This is a genomic window from Undibacterium sp. Tian12W (genome assembly GCF_049339405.1).
Lineage (GTDB): Bacteria > Pseudomonadota > Gammaproteobacteria > Burkholderiales > Burkholderiaceae_D > Undibacterium.
Map to the genome: position 1 here is coordinate 39,072 of NZ_JBMPPK010000033.1, position 12,349 is coordinate 51,420.

Annotated in this window: 18 protein-coding genes; 9 read left to right on the top strand and 9 right to left on the bottom strand. The window is 49.0% G+C overall.

What is annotated here, in order from left to right; translation table 11 throughout:
• Positions 1-180: 180 nt before the first annotated feature.
• Positions 181-693, bottom strand: coding sequence for a hypothetical protein (locus tag ACO0LI_RS28550; RefSeq protein ID WP_423037045.1), 513 nt, complete (start codon positions 691-693; stop codon positions 181-183).
• 187 nt (positions 694-880) lie between these two features.
• Here ACO0LI_RS28550 and ACO0LI_RS28555 point away from each other — a divergent pair, with 187 nt between their 5' ends.
• Complete coding sequence (locus ACO0LI_RS28555; RefSeq protein ID WP_423037047.1) at positions 881-1,135, top strand: hypothetical protein; 255 nt, start codon at positions 881-883, stop codon at positions 1,133-1,135.
• Between the two features lie 262 nt (positions 1,136-1,397).
• Here the strand turns inward: ACO0LI_RS28555 and ACO0LI_RS28560 are convergent, their stop codons facing one another.
• On the bottom strand, positions 1,398-2,111 hold the full coding sequence (locus ACO0LI_RS28560) for a GNAT family N-acetyltransferase (RefSeq protein WP_423037049.1): 714 nt from the start codon (positions 2,109-2,111) through the stop codon (positions 1,398-1,400).
• Positions 2,112-2,248: 137 nt separating this feature from the next.
• On the opposite strand from ACO0LI_RS28560, the gene ACO0LI_RS28565 reads away from it, so the two are divergent.
• From ACO0LI_RS28565 to ACO0LI_RS28580, 4 genes are all read left to right on the top strand, one after another.
• Positions 2,249-2,884 carry a hypothetical protein gene (locus ACO0LI_RS28565; RefSeq protein ID WP_423037051.1) on the top strand — a complete coding sequence of 212 codons (636 nt, stop codon included), beginning with the start codon at positions 2,249-2,251 and terminating at the stop codon, positions 2,882-2,884.
• Between the two features lie 426 nt (positions 2,885-3,310).
• Entirely contained in the window at positions 3,311-3,640 is a 330-nt protein-coding gene (locus tag ACO0LI_RS28570) for a hypothetical protein (protein ID WP_423037053.1), read from the top strand.
• Positions 3,641-3,778: 138 nt separating this feature from the next.
• The gene (locus ACO0LI_RS28575; RefSeq protein ID WP_423037055.1) at positions 3,779-4,108 is read left to right on the top strand and encodes a hypothetical protein; all 330 of its coding nucleotides are present in this window, start codon (positions 3,779-3,781) and stop codon (positions 4,106-4,108) included.
• A gap of 251 nt (positions 4,109-4,359) precedes the next feature.
• Positions 4,360-4,701 (top strand): phage tail protein, encoded by a 342-nt coding sequence (locus ACO0LI_RS28580; protein ID WP_423037057.1) that lies wholly within the window; start codon positions 4,360-4,362, stop codon positions 4,699-4,701.
• A 121-nt stretch (positions 4,702-4,822) separates the two neighbouring features.
• Here the strand turns inward: ACO0LI_RS28580 and ACO0LI_RS28585 are convergent, their stop codons facing one another.
• A complete protein-coding gene (locus ACO0LI_RS28585; RefSeq protein WP_422953656.1) occupies positions 4,823-5,362 on the bottom strand; it encodes a DUF4399 domain-containing protein in 540 nt (179 codons plus the stop codon).
• A gap of 278 nt (positions 5,363-5,640) precedes the next feature.
• On the opposite strand from ACO0LI_RS28585, the gene ACO0LI_RS28590 reads away from it, so the two are divergent.
• The 3 genes from ACO0LI_RS28590 to ACO0LI_RS28600 all read left to right on the top strand — a co-directional run bounded on the left by ACO0LI_RS28590 (position 5,641) and on the right by ACO0LI_RS28600 (position 7,832).
• Positions 5,641-6,180, top strand: coding sequence for a MolR family transcriptional regulator (locus ACO0LI_RS28590; RefSeq protein ID WP_423037059.1), 540 nt, complete (start codon positions 5,641-5,643; stop codon positions 6,178-6,180).
• Positions 6,181-6,275: 95 nt separating this feature from the next.
• Positions 6,276-6,740: a hypothetical protein gene (locus ACO0LI_RS28595; RefSeq protein ID WP_423037061.1), complete on the top strand. Its 465-nt coding sequence runs from the start codon at positions 6,276-6,278 to the stop codon at positions 6,738-6,740.
• A 39-nt stretch (positions 6,741-6,779) separates the two neighbouring features.
• Complete coding sequence (locus tag ACO0LI_RS28600; RefSeq protein WP_423037063.1) at positions 6,780-7,832, top strand: hypothetical protein; 1,053 nt, start codon at positions 6,780-6,782, stop codon at positions 7,830-7,832.
• A gap of 277 nt (positions 7,833-8,109) precedes the next feature.
• Here ACO0LI_RS28600 and ACO0LI_RS28605 read toward each other — a convergent pair whose 3' ends face one another.
• Positions 8,110-8,883: a hypothetical protein gene (locus ACO0LI_RS28605; protein WP_423037065.1), complete on the bottom strand. Its 774-nt coding sequence runs from the start codon at positions 8,881-8,883 to the stop codon at positions 8,110-8,112.
• Positions 8,884-9,068: 185 nt separating this feature from the next.
• Between ACO0LI_RS28605 and ACO0LI_RS28610 the strand changes: the two genes are divergently transcribed.
• The gene (locus ACO0LI_RS28610; RefSeq protein WP_423037067.1) at positions 9,069-9,557 is read left to right on the top strand and encodes a hypothetical protein; all 489 of its coding nucleotides are present in this window, start codon (positions 9,069-9,071) and stop codon (positions 9,555-9,557) included.
• A gap of 39 nt (positions 9,558-9,596) precedes the next feature.
• Here ACO0LI_RS28610 and ACO0LI_RS28615 read toward each other — a convergent pair whose 3' ends face one another.
• The 5 genes from ACO0LI_RS28615 to ACO0LI_RS28635 all read right to left on the bottom strand — a co-directional run bounded on the left by ACO0LI_RS28615 (position 9,597) and on the right by ACO0LI_RS28635 (position 12,036).
• Positions 9,597-10,043: a hypothetical protein gene (locus tag ACO0LI_RS28615; protein WP_423037069.1), complete on the bottom strand. Its 447-nt coding sequence runs from the start codon at positions 10,041-10,043 to the stop codon at positions 9,597-9,599.
• 29 nt (positions 10,044-10,072) lie between these two features.
• Positions 10,073-10,267, bottom strand: coding sequence for a hypothetical protein (locus ACO0LI_RS28620; RefSeq protein WP_423037071.1), 195 nt, complete (start codon positions 10,265-10,267; stop codon positions 10,073-10,075).
• 268 nt (positions 10,268-10,535) lie between these two features.
• A complete protein-coding gene (locus tag ACO0LI_RS28625; RefSeq protein WP_423037073.1) occupies positions 10,536-10,955 on the bottom strand; it encodes a hypothetical protein in 420 nt (139 codons plus the stop codon).
• Positions 10,956-11,259: 304 nt separating this feature from the next.
• Complete coding sequence (locus ACO0LI_RS28630; RefSeq protein ID WP_423037075.1) at positions 11,260-11,454, bottom strand: hypothetical protein; 195 nt, start codon at positions 11,452-11,454, stop codon at positions 11,260-11,262.
• Positions 11,455-11,457: 3 nt separating this feature from the next.
• Complete coding sequence (locus ACO0LI_RS28635) at positions 11,458-12,036, bottom strand: hypothetical protein (protein WP_423037077.1); 579 nt, start codon at positions 12,034-12,036, stop codon at positions 11,458-11,460.
• Positions 12,037-12,349 lie beyond the last annotated feature (313 nt).

Here is a 12,349-nt window from a genome sequence, read left to right on the forward strand (position 1 = left end):
CGCTGTAAGCGCTGACATCTTCAAGCGCTAAGGCCCGTGAAGGCAGTGCACATACCAGCAGCGCCAGACCAGCCAGTCTGCGCAAGCTCTGTCGCGTGCCAGGTCGCTTCAATAGTGTAAATCCATGCATGGCATTCTTACTCCAGTTGTTGGACAATGCTTTACTCATGTTGCTGCAGCTTAGTCTTTTTTCTTTATCGTAGGCAGGTCATAACCCAGTTCATTCAGAACAGAACATTTCAATTTGCCGCTTTGATACAGGGCCAGCATGTCATTTTGTATGTTCAACTCTTGTGCAGTTTTTTGAGTCACGCAAAAACCACTGTGAGCGAAATCCCACCAGATAGTTTGTAATTTCCCTTCCTGATCCTGACGTGCCAGTACGTAAAAATCACGCTTGGGCCAGTAAGATTCCATAGGCATGTGCCAGGCCGTCAGCAAAGCCGGGCCACGGGTATTGCTGACATGGCCGACGAGGTTTTCTTGTAGCATGAAATCGACCCAGAAATAACTGGTAAAGTCCACGGTGTTGGGTTTGCGGGACCTTGGATAAGGCGGCCCGTCGCGGATATCATAAATCGCCGCCTTGAACAACACCACAGGAGTAGGTGGAATGCTGGTGCACGCGGCAAGGCACGCGAGCATCAGGCTCGATGACAGGTGTTTGGACCAGGTTTTGAGAGGATTTTTCATATAGCTATGTTACCTAAAAATATTGTGCTTGCAATATCTTTTACAGGACCGTAACCTAAATAGCTGTAACGAGCGGTGCATTACAATGCACACTACCTGACGATCACTAAAAACCGGCATGCAATTTATGATGATTATTTCTGTATAAGCCGGATAGCAAACATATTTGTCCCAAAAGGAAACGAGAATGAACAAGACGGATGATGAAACCAGATTTCAAGATGGCGATAAAGTGATCTGCCTTGAATGCGGTCAGTTCCTCGCTGTCATTTCGGAAGAAGGTATTGTGCCCGGGCCTGAAGAACTCTTGTTGGCCAAAGCAGTTCCTGTTCCGCATGTAGGGTGGTTTTGTGGACAGCAATGTGGAAACGCTTTCGAGCGCAAAATTGGATGTACCTTCCAGCGCGATCTTGACGGTAAGATTAATTATTACGGGGTTTAGCACCATTGAGCAGGTGCCGGGATATAAGCGTAGGGTGTGGCGCAATATATATTACCCTGAGCACCCTGCATTACGTCATTTTGCAAAAATACGATTTCTCAAAAACGATGCCATGCCGCCAGTAGGGGGCGCCATGCGCACCGCTCCACACGCAAAATTCTGCAATCATCCAATTCAAAGCATTCACTTCAAAACATGGTGTGCACATTGCACATTTGTGTTTGCGCAGTGCCGCTTTTTTTTCCGGCCCCTTGCTATGGCTTCAGGCTGGTGCTTGGATGACGGCGGTGCTGTACAGTGAATGCAATTCCCAGCCCAGGCTGGCATACAGTGCCCGGCCCTGGGGAGTTGCCACCAGTGCGCCGCCGTGGATGCCGTGCTCCGCCGCGATGGTTTCCAGTTGCTTCATGAGCACACGCCCCAGGCCGCGCCGCTGGTGTGCCGCTTGCGTTTCTATGCTGTCATAAATGGCAAGCCCATCGACCAGCACGATGCGTCCGGATGCGGCCACTTCGTCCTCTGTCGTCAGCACCCGCACCGTGGAGATGGGCTGTGCCGGTGCGATATCGAGTTTATATCCCGCAGGTAAATCCGGCGCTGCTGGCATGCTGGCTGCCAGCGTCATCATGTAACCGGGGCGCTGTATGATCCAGTGCGCAGGCAGCATGGCCTGTAGTGCAGCAGCGGACGTGCAGGTTTTCAAAAAAATCCAGGGTTCGCTGATGCTGTGGGCCAGGTCTGCAATGCCTGGCAACAAGCCAGGGAAGACATAGCGTGCCTTTTGCTCAGACCAGCCTACATCAACATGCCAGCCACCATGCGCAGCGACAGGCGGGGCAGTGTCTCGTGCCAGCGCCCAACCCTTGAGCCAGCGTCCGACCAGCTCCGGGTTTGCCTGTAGCGAGGCTGCATGGACATCCTCTGGATAAGTCAGATACTGATTGTTTTGGTGTTGTGCATTGAGGTGTGTGCTCATTGATTTTGTCCCTGAGTATGGGGTGTTTTATTATACCCAGCTTGCCTTGCTGCTGTGGCGGCAAACCTCATCCAAAACCGCTAATCCCCATACCTGAGCTCGACTATAATGGTGGAAAAATTCTTCAGGTACACATTATGCGCATAATCAGTAACATCATCTCATTGGTCATCTCATTGATCATCTTCATCAGCGGATCTGCATGGTCAGCAGAGTTCACCAAGAAAGAAAAAGAGGCATTGTTTGGCCCAAAAAGCCAACTCGTCACAACTTGTCAGCGACAAGTAGATGCGAGTGGGAAAAACATGCTCACCCCTGAAAGAATCGCTTCTGGGGCGACACAAGTCTTTAAATGGACTACTGGCATTGTCAATGGAGTTGACTTGTGTTCCTGTATGGGTGATCGCCTCAGCATGACGCTGACGCCAGATTTAATGAAAAACATGTCGCCAGCCGAAGGTAAGGCACGGGGAGAGCTAGCTGCGCAAGAATGTGTGATCGCAAAAATACAATCACCAACATCCGGCTTTTGTGCTGCGATGATGGGTGACCTCAAAGTTGTGAGCGCTTCAGATAAGCTGGATGAGTCAAAAGTGGACGAAGTCTGTGCTTGCGTGCAAAGTAGTTTTAACAAGCTGAGCCCGTCCACATTTGTTAATTTTTTTAAGTTTACGGCCATTGACTACAATGAACACACTTCTGGAAAATCGATAGAGACCGATACCCTGAAAGGCATCATGATCAATTGCGGTCTTTTGAATTTGATAAAGTGAGACTGTTTCAGACACCAGGTGTGTAATCTGGCTGGCACTGCGTAGGGGACGCGATGCGCACCTACCTTATGCCAAGAATGTATTGAAGCTGGCACCTTGACGTCTTCGGTTAAGGAAGGCCGTTTGTTGTGATTGGCAGATGTGATAGTTTCAAACAAAACGACGCCATGCAGCAAGCAGGCGTCGTTTTTTTTATGTCCCTACGCGCGTAACGCATGAGCCTGGCTATCGGTTGACAGGTGACATGCCGTTTAGAACAACAACACTAAGCCTCATGTCCTGTGGTTTTTTGCGTCAACGCAATGTAGCCGGGCGGCGTTTTTGGCTTACGTAGCGTGACTACGAAACGAAAAAACAAGCAAAACGAAACGCAAAGAAGAAGTACCAAACTTAACAAGCAACCCAAAACATAAAGAGGGAAATATCATGAACAAACTGATCACCGCCATCATCGCTTCCACAGTTGTTATGGGTAGCGCCTTTGCACAAACTCCAGCTTCTGCATCTGCAACTGCTGCCTCCAAGCCAGCAACAGCCGCAGCAGCAGCGAGCGTAGCGAAATCTGCCCCAGCCGCTAAAGTGGTCGCCGCTTCAGCTTCAACATCTGCCAGCGCAGTAACGCCAGCAGCAGAAAGCAAACCAGCAGCTTCCACACCAGAAGCCAAGCCAGCCAAACATGAAAAACATGTCAAGCACGGCAAAAAAGAAGTGAAAGCAGCAGGCGCCTCTGCCGCAGCCAGCGCAGCATCGAAATAAGTCTTAAATAAGCATCAAATAAGCATCAAATAAGCATCAAATAAGCATAGCTTCAGATTGCATACCGGCAGCCAGACGCTGCCGGTGAATCAAGTAAAAACAAACAAATCGCTCACAGTCATATTAAGGATTATCACCATGAACAAGCTCATTACCGCCCTGATCGCTTCTACTGTTTTGATGGGTAGCGCATTTGCACAAACGCCCGCTGCACCAGCCAAGGCCGCCCCTGCCTCTGCTGTTGCCAGCACCCCGGCACCAGCTGTAAAAGTTGCATCTGCATCGGCTATGGCTTCAACTCCAGCAACAGCGGCAACGCCAGCAGCAGAAACCAAAGCAGAAGTCAAACCTGCGGTAGAGAAAAAAGCAAAGCATGTGAAGCATGCCAAGAAAGAACATACGGACAAGAAAGCGGACGATGCCAAGGCAGCTGCACCAGCAGCATCCACCCCGGCAGCATCGAAGTAAGCCGCTAAGCCTGCACCCGGGTGGGCTGTCATAGCTACGAGGGATGCAATTAAAAAAATCGACGTGCTATTCATATTGGATAGCGCGTCGTTTTTTTTGCTACCCCGAATTACCCTGGGCAAAAAATTAGTTTATTATTCAATAATAAAGCTCAGCGAGCATTTCCACTGATGCGATAGGCCAATTGTGGATGGGGCACCTGGCCGGGTGCCTGATTTGCCGACTCAAACTCAACAGATAAAGGATGCACGATGGAAGCACATGGCATAAATAATCCATTCCCTGTGCGGATACCGTCCAACGATATTCCGGTGGGATCAGTGCTTGCCTTTGCTGGTGAGATCAGTTCACCTGAAGGCGCCCAGCAATATGTTTCGCCGATGCAAGCATGGGGTTGGATGCTCTGCGATGGCCGTATGCTCACGGTAAGCCAGTATCCTGCATTGTTCGCGACACTTGGCTACCGCTACGGTGGTCAGAATGATCAATTTCGTATCCCTGACTATCGCCCTGAGCCCGCGTCCGGCACAGGTGCCGGGCCGTCGAAAGTCAATGATATACGAGATGCAGCTTACATCATCAAGTTTAGCTAAGGTAGTGCTGCACTTGCCCCTTAGAGCCCCTTAGAGCCCCTTAGTGCCCTTTAGTGCCCCTTAGTCGGTAGGATCAGCGCAGCATCATCGCAGGCAAGCCCCGCCCGTGTATCCTCTCTGCTTAACCCTTGCTCGCCAGCACCTCGATATTGACTTCCTTGCTGGCGATGTAATACGGCACATGCTGGTGATTCGCAAACATCAGGCGCAGTTTGTGTTTGCCCGGTGGCAGGTTCAGCACAGTCTCAGTCTCGCCCTTGCCAAAATGCTTGTAATGCTGGTGCTGGAATTCTTCTGCACTGTCAAACGGGATAGGTTTCTTGATGTCCTGCGGCAAATCCAGGTCAATCAAGATGTGATGATGGCCGGTGCCATCGATATTGCCCGCCTGCACAGGCGCCACACCCATGCCTGAAACAGAGAACGCCACCCTGAAAGGCGAACGCACCTTGTCGCCATCGCGCAGGTTCAGGAAATATAATGCTTTGTCACCGACCGGGAATGGCAAGGTACGTTCCACCGCATTGCTGCTGCAAACCGTATTGTCCGGCGTATTGATGACAGGTGCAGGTTTGGCCTTATCCGCAGAAAATGTCAGGCAGGGCAGGGCTAACAAGGCAATCGCATAAGGCGCATAGTTCTTTTTGAGCTGAAGTTTCATCTGCGTGTTTCTCTCAGGATGGGGGGTAAGGCACATTTTATTATAGAAATGACCAAAGATATGCTAATGTTTTTTATGCTGTTGCTGTCAATGCAAGCGCAGGCCTGGAAGTAAGCGAGTGAGCCAGTGGGCCAGCCAGGACGATGGCGGCGTTGCATGCAAGTCTTGCAAGCCAGGCCATGTGCAGCGACTGCAGCGATCGCCTTAGCATTGTTACCGCACAAAGAATGCTGACAAAAAATACTGACAAAAAACCGAAAATAAACGAAGACAAAGAGATGAAAACAATTTATTACTTTGACGATGAAGAAGAAGGCCCCGCCCGCGAAACGAGCCACCCAAGATTTGTGGAGCTAGCCCCAGAAGATTTTTACTACGATTGCACGGATGACTTCAGCCCTTTTGGCAGTGACGACGGCTACGATACCCTGGCTAGTCTTGAAGAATGGTATCGTGATCATGGCAAAAAGAAACCAGTCGTGTCACAGTTTTTAGAAGAGCTGCTGGACGACTGGGATTTTGGCCTGCCTGACAAGCTGATACGCGCAGACGCGCAGGTCATCACTGAATGGCTGGATGAAGACAAGATGCATGAGACCTACCTTCACTCAGAATGTCGTGCGCGAGTTGCCACTGCATTCGGGCAGTTAAAAATTGCCGGACAGGTAGATGCAGACATTCTCGACGAAGCACTGGCAGCACTGCGTTGCCAGTTATGGCTCAATCAGCGTGCCCGCATCCATTACCCGCAATGGCAATATGCAGATCAGGAACTGTCGCGGTTGACGCAAATGCAAGGCGTGTTGCAGCAGCTTTGAGGTTTAAATCGGGAAGCGGTGAAGGCAACGGCAGGAATGCATGCCAGTTGTATCTGACAAATTCATGTATATTAGCCGCCGGAAAATCACAGACCATGAAAATTTTCACCAGGATTCTTTGCCTCATCGCCACGATGGCAGTATTAAGCGGCTGTAATAGCCTGGCTGGCCTTGAGCATCCCAATATCATTCTGATGGAAGCGCGCATGAATGATATTAAGTGGGGCAGGCCGAATATACCCAGGCCAAACGTCATCGATTTCTATACTGACGTGATATTGTTCATTGGTGTTGAAGAGGTATTGATAGGCCATCTTAAAAAAGATCCGGCTACTGTCGTCACCAGGATGCATGGCGAACCAAGCGTTAGTAACATATACCTTCTTGCCCGGCAAAATCAGGAAGGTGATTTGGAAATCATCAGATGGTGGCTTGGGCCAGACCGCCTTTGCATGAACCGCAAGCTGGCACAGAATCTGGACATAGAAAAGCAAATGCTGGCGCTGTACGGCAATGCCAAAATCAAGTGCAAGTATTGGAAAAAAGGGATATGGGAATAAGCGAGCTAATGGTAAATAATAATTTGAAATACCTCTAAAATGAAAAAAACTATTGTCATCATCTCGCTATCAATCATCTGCGCTGCACTTTTTGCAAAGTATCAATTTGGCTCTGTCTCCTGGGGGTCTTATGGGCGTCCAAAATTAGTCCGTGAGAATGGCGTGATCGTGTTTTGGCGGTATGGACGAGATTATGGGGGACACTTTAATGGATTTGATCTTGATCCAGCACAGACAGAAGTTTTGGGCTATGACGCGAGCATACAGTTTTCAACAGCGCCAAAAGACCGGGGTGCGATACCAAAAGCGGTGACCATGCCTTTTGCACGAACTCAGAATTTTAACGCCGACTTGAAGCCGTGGATTTCTAAAGACACTATTTATCCTGTTGGATGTAATAGCGTTGATGATGGTTCCAAGGCTGCCGACGATTGCGTTGCAGCACATCCAGGAATGCGCCCTATGAGGCAGGTGGGATATAGGGGTGAAGAAGTCTGGCTTAAAGGGCGGCAGATAATTACACCTGTAGCAAATCAGGCTGATTGTGCAGTGTCTTTGCCTGGCAAAGTGGAACTGGATCTTGGCAATGATGATAGTGATGATAGTGTCGCTTATTTCCCGACGAGTCGAACCTTGTATTTGCTTAACCTCCGTGAGGAGCCTGGTGTTTTGTATGTATCAAAAGGGTGTCAGAGTTTTGAGAGAGTCGATTATTCGGCGCATATAAAGCGTGCAAAGAATAGTTGCTCGGTTAGTCTGCATGTCTATGATATCGTACCGGGAAAAAACGCACTCCTGCCTGCTTTATTAATTAAGAGCTGTCGCAATACCAAGGGAGTTTTTGACCTTGATGCAGGCTTATTCAAGCTTACTCCCCACCAGGACGCATTATTTTTTTGGGGTAATGATGGCAATAGGGTCGCACTAATTTTGGAACAAAAACACGATTGGGATGAAACGGCGCGAAGCAAGTTTGCTTTTGTTGCCAAGGTGTTTGATGTTGATACTGGCGAGGTAGAATGGTTGACATCCAGCTATCGACCGAAAATGCAAATGTCATTCGGCTTTTGGGGCAGCTTATTCAACTGGTAAAAAGGTTGCATGTGCAACAGGGAAGCACGTAGGTACGATTAGCGCAGCGTAATCATACGCATGCCGATCGCCACTAACTGATGAGATTGAAAGTCACCACGACTTCAATGTAGCATTTTCAACAAAGACTGCAATGTTGTTGAAGCAGGTATTTTGCGATGCTCAGATTTTCGTGAGACGGTGATTATTTTGGCGCACATCATGCGTACGATTACGCTACGCTAATCGTACCTACGAGAGTATGACTGTTGTGAGTGTTTTTGGGGGGCAATCACACTTACTTCCCACTCTGACAAGTCTGCGCCGCGCTTTCTTTTGGCCACGCATCCGGCTTGCTGGCAAGTGTGAATTCATGCAAGGGAACAGGGGCGGGTAGTTGGGCAAAAGCGTGGGTAAAAGCGGCAGACTTTTCTTCCACGCGGCGCTTGCCATTGTATGACCAGCGCACCTGGCTGTTGTCGAGATAGTTGATACTGCATCCGGCCAGCTCTTGCAGGACGCGCTCTATCTTGTCATCTGTCCTGATCTGCTTTGCCTTCATGCCGGCGAGTATCAGGTTTTCTCCTTTTTTCCTGAACTGGTAAGAATAGGTGATTTGCTCGCAGCAATCCTGAAAATCGATGGCATCGATAAACACACTGCCATTATCTATCCTCGCATACGTGCTGGAACTGTTGATGCCCCGTCTTGCGCCGAACAGGTCTGGCCATAGCTTTGACCTGCCGACCAGGCTGATATCGCTATTGCGGTTAAGGTCAGTGTCTTTCGCACGCTTGTCTGTGTTTTGCAATACCACCAGGGCAGAATGACGCAGCAGTTGATCATCCCTGAAGCTGACAATCAAGGCATGGGTATAATTGCCCGCCACCTTGCCTTCACCCCGGTACCGCTCAAAAATTGGTCGGGCATCTTGCCATTGCTGCGTCTCAGGAAAAGCCGAGCGGATCAGCAGGAAGATATTTTCTGGCAGGCTCTGTTCGTAAAAAACCGTGTCTGCCCAGCTTGCAAGCGGCAGCAGGGTGCAGATCAATAACAATAGTACCCGCTTCATCCGGCTCCCCTTTTTATGTTTTGATTGCTTATTTTTAATCGACGATTTTTAATCGATTATCTTTGATGGCTTTTTTTGATAGTGCAGATCAGGCGTAGCAAAAGATCGTCCAGATCGTGCCAAGTTAAAGCCCTGTTATCATGTGCTGATTTTATCCCTCATTTGAGTAATACGGAGTACATCGCATGAAAATTCCTTATCTCCTGTCGCGCCATCTGTTGTCTGCATGCCTGCTGGCGACGATCACCTTGTTTGCAACTGCTGCTGCGGCTAAAACCAAGGCGAAGGCCCCCGTGCAGGCACTGGATCTGTCCCTGATCAATCTGATTGCGACGCCAGAGCGCTATCACGGCAAGCTGGTGAACGTCACAGGCTATATTTTCGTCGGCCCGGAAAAGATGGTCGTCTGCCCTTACCCGGTCGAAGTGTCCAGCAAGGACTGCGTCTGGATCAATATCGATTCTGGCCCCACTGCAAGTGATGCTGATCAGGAGAGAATCTTCAAGAAACTGGCAGTGCTAGAAAAATTCAATAAAAAAACTGCAACCATCATCGCCAGATTTAATAAGAACCATCAAGGCCACTTTGGCGGCTGGTCTGGTGAGTTGACAAAGATAGTTGATATCTATGACTACAGAGATCAATCAGCGCGGGAAATCAGTGTATGGAAATAAGCGTGCGGAAATATCTCTTGCAAGTAATAACCTACGGGCTTACTGCTTGGAAAACCGGCATCCCAATAACTCTTGCCTGTTAGCGCTCAAAGATTTTTCAGAAAAAACTTCCATCAGCTTTTTCGATTTCAGCGCAACCCGGAAACCAAGAGTTTGCCCCATATTGGCGCAGGACGAATGCGGTGGTACTTCGGCAAGGAGAAGTAAATCCTGTTTCCCCCAGGCCAGTGCGGCGAAATTGGCTACTTCCTGTGGTTTGCAGCGCAGGGTTTTTTTTGAGATTTTTTGGGTGATATCCGATAAGTCAATGGCGGCAGGATGACCCTGCGCATCAACTGCAAACAGCTTCGCCTCCCAGGTGCCAACTGCTCCACCATCGCTGGTGTTGATGGCAAGATGCCTGGAGTCTGCACTCCACAGCACTTCGGTCAGATCAGGCTGGGCCATCACACCCAGTTTAGCGGTTTTCCCATCGCTGTTTTGCAAGACCAGTTCACCTGCTTGTTCCCTGATAGTCAGATTGCCGTCGGGTGACGCCAGTTGCCAGCCTGCCTGCATATTGCTGGCCTCGAGCTGGCTGGCTTTCCCTGAAAATATTCCTTTGCAGGATGCTGGCGCGGGGCAGCTGCCGCTGCTGCAGCGGCGCAGATCAGCATGCCTAGTGCCAGGCTGATGCCAGCGGTGATGTGCAAACGAGGTATGATCTTCATGGGATATTTTTTGCGAATTTACGATGGATATAGGGCGGCACGTAGGTACGATTAGCGCAGCGTAATCGTACGCATGTTGGTCGTCAATGTCTATGGAGATCGAATGTCATCACGACTTCAATATAGTGTTTTCAGCAAAGACTGCAAAGTTGTTGAAGCAGGTATTTTGCGATGCTCAGATTTTCTTGCGACGGCGAGTAATTTTTCGCGCATCATGCGTACGATTACGATTACGATTACGATTACGATTGCGCTTCACTAATCGTACCTATAATTGCCCGCGAGCCAATGCAGGTTCAGCCGCCTGGTAATAACGGCGCATGCCTGGCAGATGAAACAGGCAGGCATAAACGCAGAGTGACACGATCAGTGTTTGTAGGGCCAGATCAGCGATATTCAGGCCTTCTTGCGCCATCCATGTCGATGGATATAAGGCCAGCATCAGCAACAATGCTGGCTGCATGAATACCAAAACCCAGCGCGCCCAGGGTTTGCGTGCTGCCATGCCCCAGCAACCTGCTGTCCCCATCGCTAAAAAAACTGCAAGCCCAACAACTGTATCGGTAGTCCAGAGCTCAAGGTAAGTCATTTCCTGGCCATTCACTTCCCAGTTAAACAGGGGCTGCAGCAATAACAGCAGCATCAGCGGACCCACAAACATCCATCCATGACACAAGATACGTATCACGAGTGGAAGCTCCTTCGTGTTGTTGATAAGGTGTGCAAGCCTGGAGATCATCTGTTTCACAAGGGTAATTGATTGGTCACTGTCGCCATTCTATCGCATTCTGTTTCACAGCCTTTATCGAATGATAATGAATGATACTGGATAATGCTGGATGCCAGATCAAGGCCGGCATGACGAGTTTGCGGTTGACGGTAAATAGAGCTGTGATGTGGTCAATTTCAGGGTAGTAGGGTGCATTGCAATGCACCATCCTGCATTATCGCAATTCATATCTGGCTTACTACGCTGGCTCCAGTTCAGCATCTCATTCTTTCTTGTCTCTTAATTCTTCAAAATATGGCCCTAGCCAATAAATGGCAATAAACAAGCCCAGGCTAAAGCAGGTATTAAATAAGAGCTTTACAGGCCTGTCGTCCAAATAGTGCCCGAAGGCGATTAACCAGGGCAAGGCTGCGCCATACAAGGCAACTGAAAGCCGGCTTTTCATATTCAATTTCATCTCTTATATGCCCTTTTTATCATGCTGGTATTGATCGGTACATTGTGGTGCTTCGCCATTGCGCCATTTAAATAGCAAGCCCAGGCCACCCATGCGCATGCATCGCTGATAATGTTCACCTACTGTGGCCTTGTCATACTCGCCCTGAGTTACTTTCAAGGCTATCGGTTCTGGATTGTTCTCTCCTCGAATGGTGAGTATGCGTGAAGGAAATTTGCCGTGATAGGCTTGCTTGTAAATGATAGTTCCCTCTAGCAGGAAGGTGGTTTTATCTGCGCTCAATGCATTCACCAAAAACACGTAGGGAGCGCCTTGCAATGTTAAGAAGGAAAAAACAAGGAGCATGAGAAAGCCCGTTTTCAGCAAACCATAATGCATGAATTCCGCAAGGTGTTTACGCCAATATGTGCCGCATATTGCCATCACAACTAACACGGCAATAGCTGCATAGCTGAAGGCAAGTGGCCAGTCCTCATTCATATCGTCCAGTCGCATCATGCATGCCATCCCGCTAAATGCATACGCAAGAAAACACAAGACCGGCGCGTTACTTTTAAACTTCTCTTTGGTGTATGCGTGCATCATGTAAGCTAAGAATAATGATCAGCAAGTAGGTACGATTAGCGCAGCGCAATCGTACACATGTCAGTAAAATCCTGTGATCTCCAAAGCTGATCTTCCTGAGAAATTGCAGAGTAACATTTTTTGCTCCAGCGCCAGATCAAGGCAAGGTTTTTTGTGCGCTTTTGTAATTTTATGGGCATCATACGTACGATTACGCTGCGCTAATCGTACCTTGTATTATGACGCCTTCGGTAGTTATTCGTTAATATAGCTACCAACAAGTTCTTGGTAGGCATATCAAGATCGAGTGACTGGATGCCGGATCGTACCT

Bases quoted from the DNA above. Each gene is read 5' to 3' on its own strand.
- ACO0LI_RS28585 (WP_422953656.1), bottom strand. From the start codon at position 5,362: ATGAAACTTCAGCTCAAAAAGAACTATGCGCCTTATGCGATTGCCTTG.
- ACO0LI_RS28580 (WP_423037057.1), top strand. From the start codon at position 4,360: ATGGAAGCACATGGCATAAATAATCCATTCCCTGTGCGGATACCGTCC.
- ACO0LI_RS28610 (WP_423037067.1), top strand. From the start codon at position 9,069: ATGAAAATTCCTTATCTCCTGTCGCGCCATCTGTTGTCTGCATGCCTG.
- ACO0LI_RS28560 (WP_423037049.1), bottom strand. From the start codon at position 2,111: ATGAGCACACACCTCAATGCACAACACCAAAACAATCAGTATCTGACT.
- ACO0LI_RS28565 (WP_423037051.1), top strand. From the start codon at position 2,249: ATGCGCATAATCAGTAACATCATCTCATTGGTCATCTCATTGATCATC.
- ACO0LI_RS28590 (WP_423037059.1), top strand. From the start codon at position 5,641: ATGAAAACAATTTATTACTTTGACGATGAAGAAGAAGGCCCCGCCCGC.
- ACO0LI_RS28630 (WP_423037075.1), bottom strand. From the start codon at position 11,454: ATGAAATTGAATATGAAAAGCCGGCTTTCAGTTGCCTTGTATGGCGCA.
- ACO0LI_RS28600 (WP_423037063.1), top strand. From the start codon at position 6,780: ATGAAAAAAACTATTGTCATCATCTCGCTATCAATCATCTGCGCTGCA.
- ACO0LI_RS28605 (WP_423037065.1), bottom strand. From the start codon at position 8,883: ATGAAGCGGGTACTATTGTTATTGATCTGCACCCTGCTGCCGCTTGCA.
- ACO0LI_RS28550 (WP_423037045.1), bottom strand. From the start codon at position 693: ATGAAAAATCCTCTCAAAACCTGGTCCAAACACCTGTCATCGAGCCTG.
- ACO0LI_RS28575 (WP_423037055.1), top strand. From the start codon at position 3,779: ATGAACAAGCTCATTACCGCCCTGATCGCTTCTACTGTTTTGATGGGT.
- ACO0LI_RS28555 (WP_423037047.1), top strand. From the start codon at position 881: ATGAACAAGACGGATGATGAAACCAGATTTCAAGATGGCGATAAAGTG.
- ACO0LI_RS28570 (WP_423037053.1), top strand. From the start codon at position 3,311: ATGAACAAACTGATCACCGCCATCATCGCTTCCACAGTTGTTATGGGT.
- ACO0LI_RS28635 (WP_423037077.1), bottom strand. From the start codon at position 12,036: ATGCACGCATACACCAAAGAGAAGTTTAAAAGTAACGCGCCGGTCTTG.
- ACO0LI_RS28620 (WP_423037071.1), bottom strand. From the start codon at position 10,267: ATGAAGATCATACCTCGTTTGCACATCACCGCTGGCATCAGCCTGGCA.
- ACO0LI_RS28595 (WP_423037061.1), top strand. From the start codon at position 6,276: ATGAAAATTTTCACCAGGATTCTTTGCCTCATCGCCACGATGGCAGTA.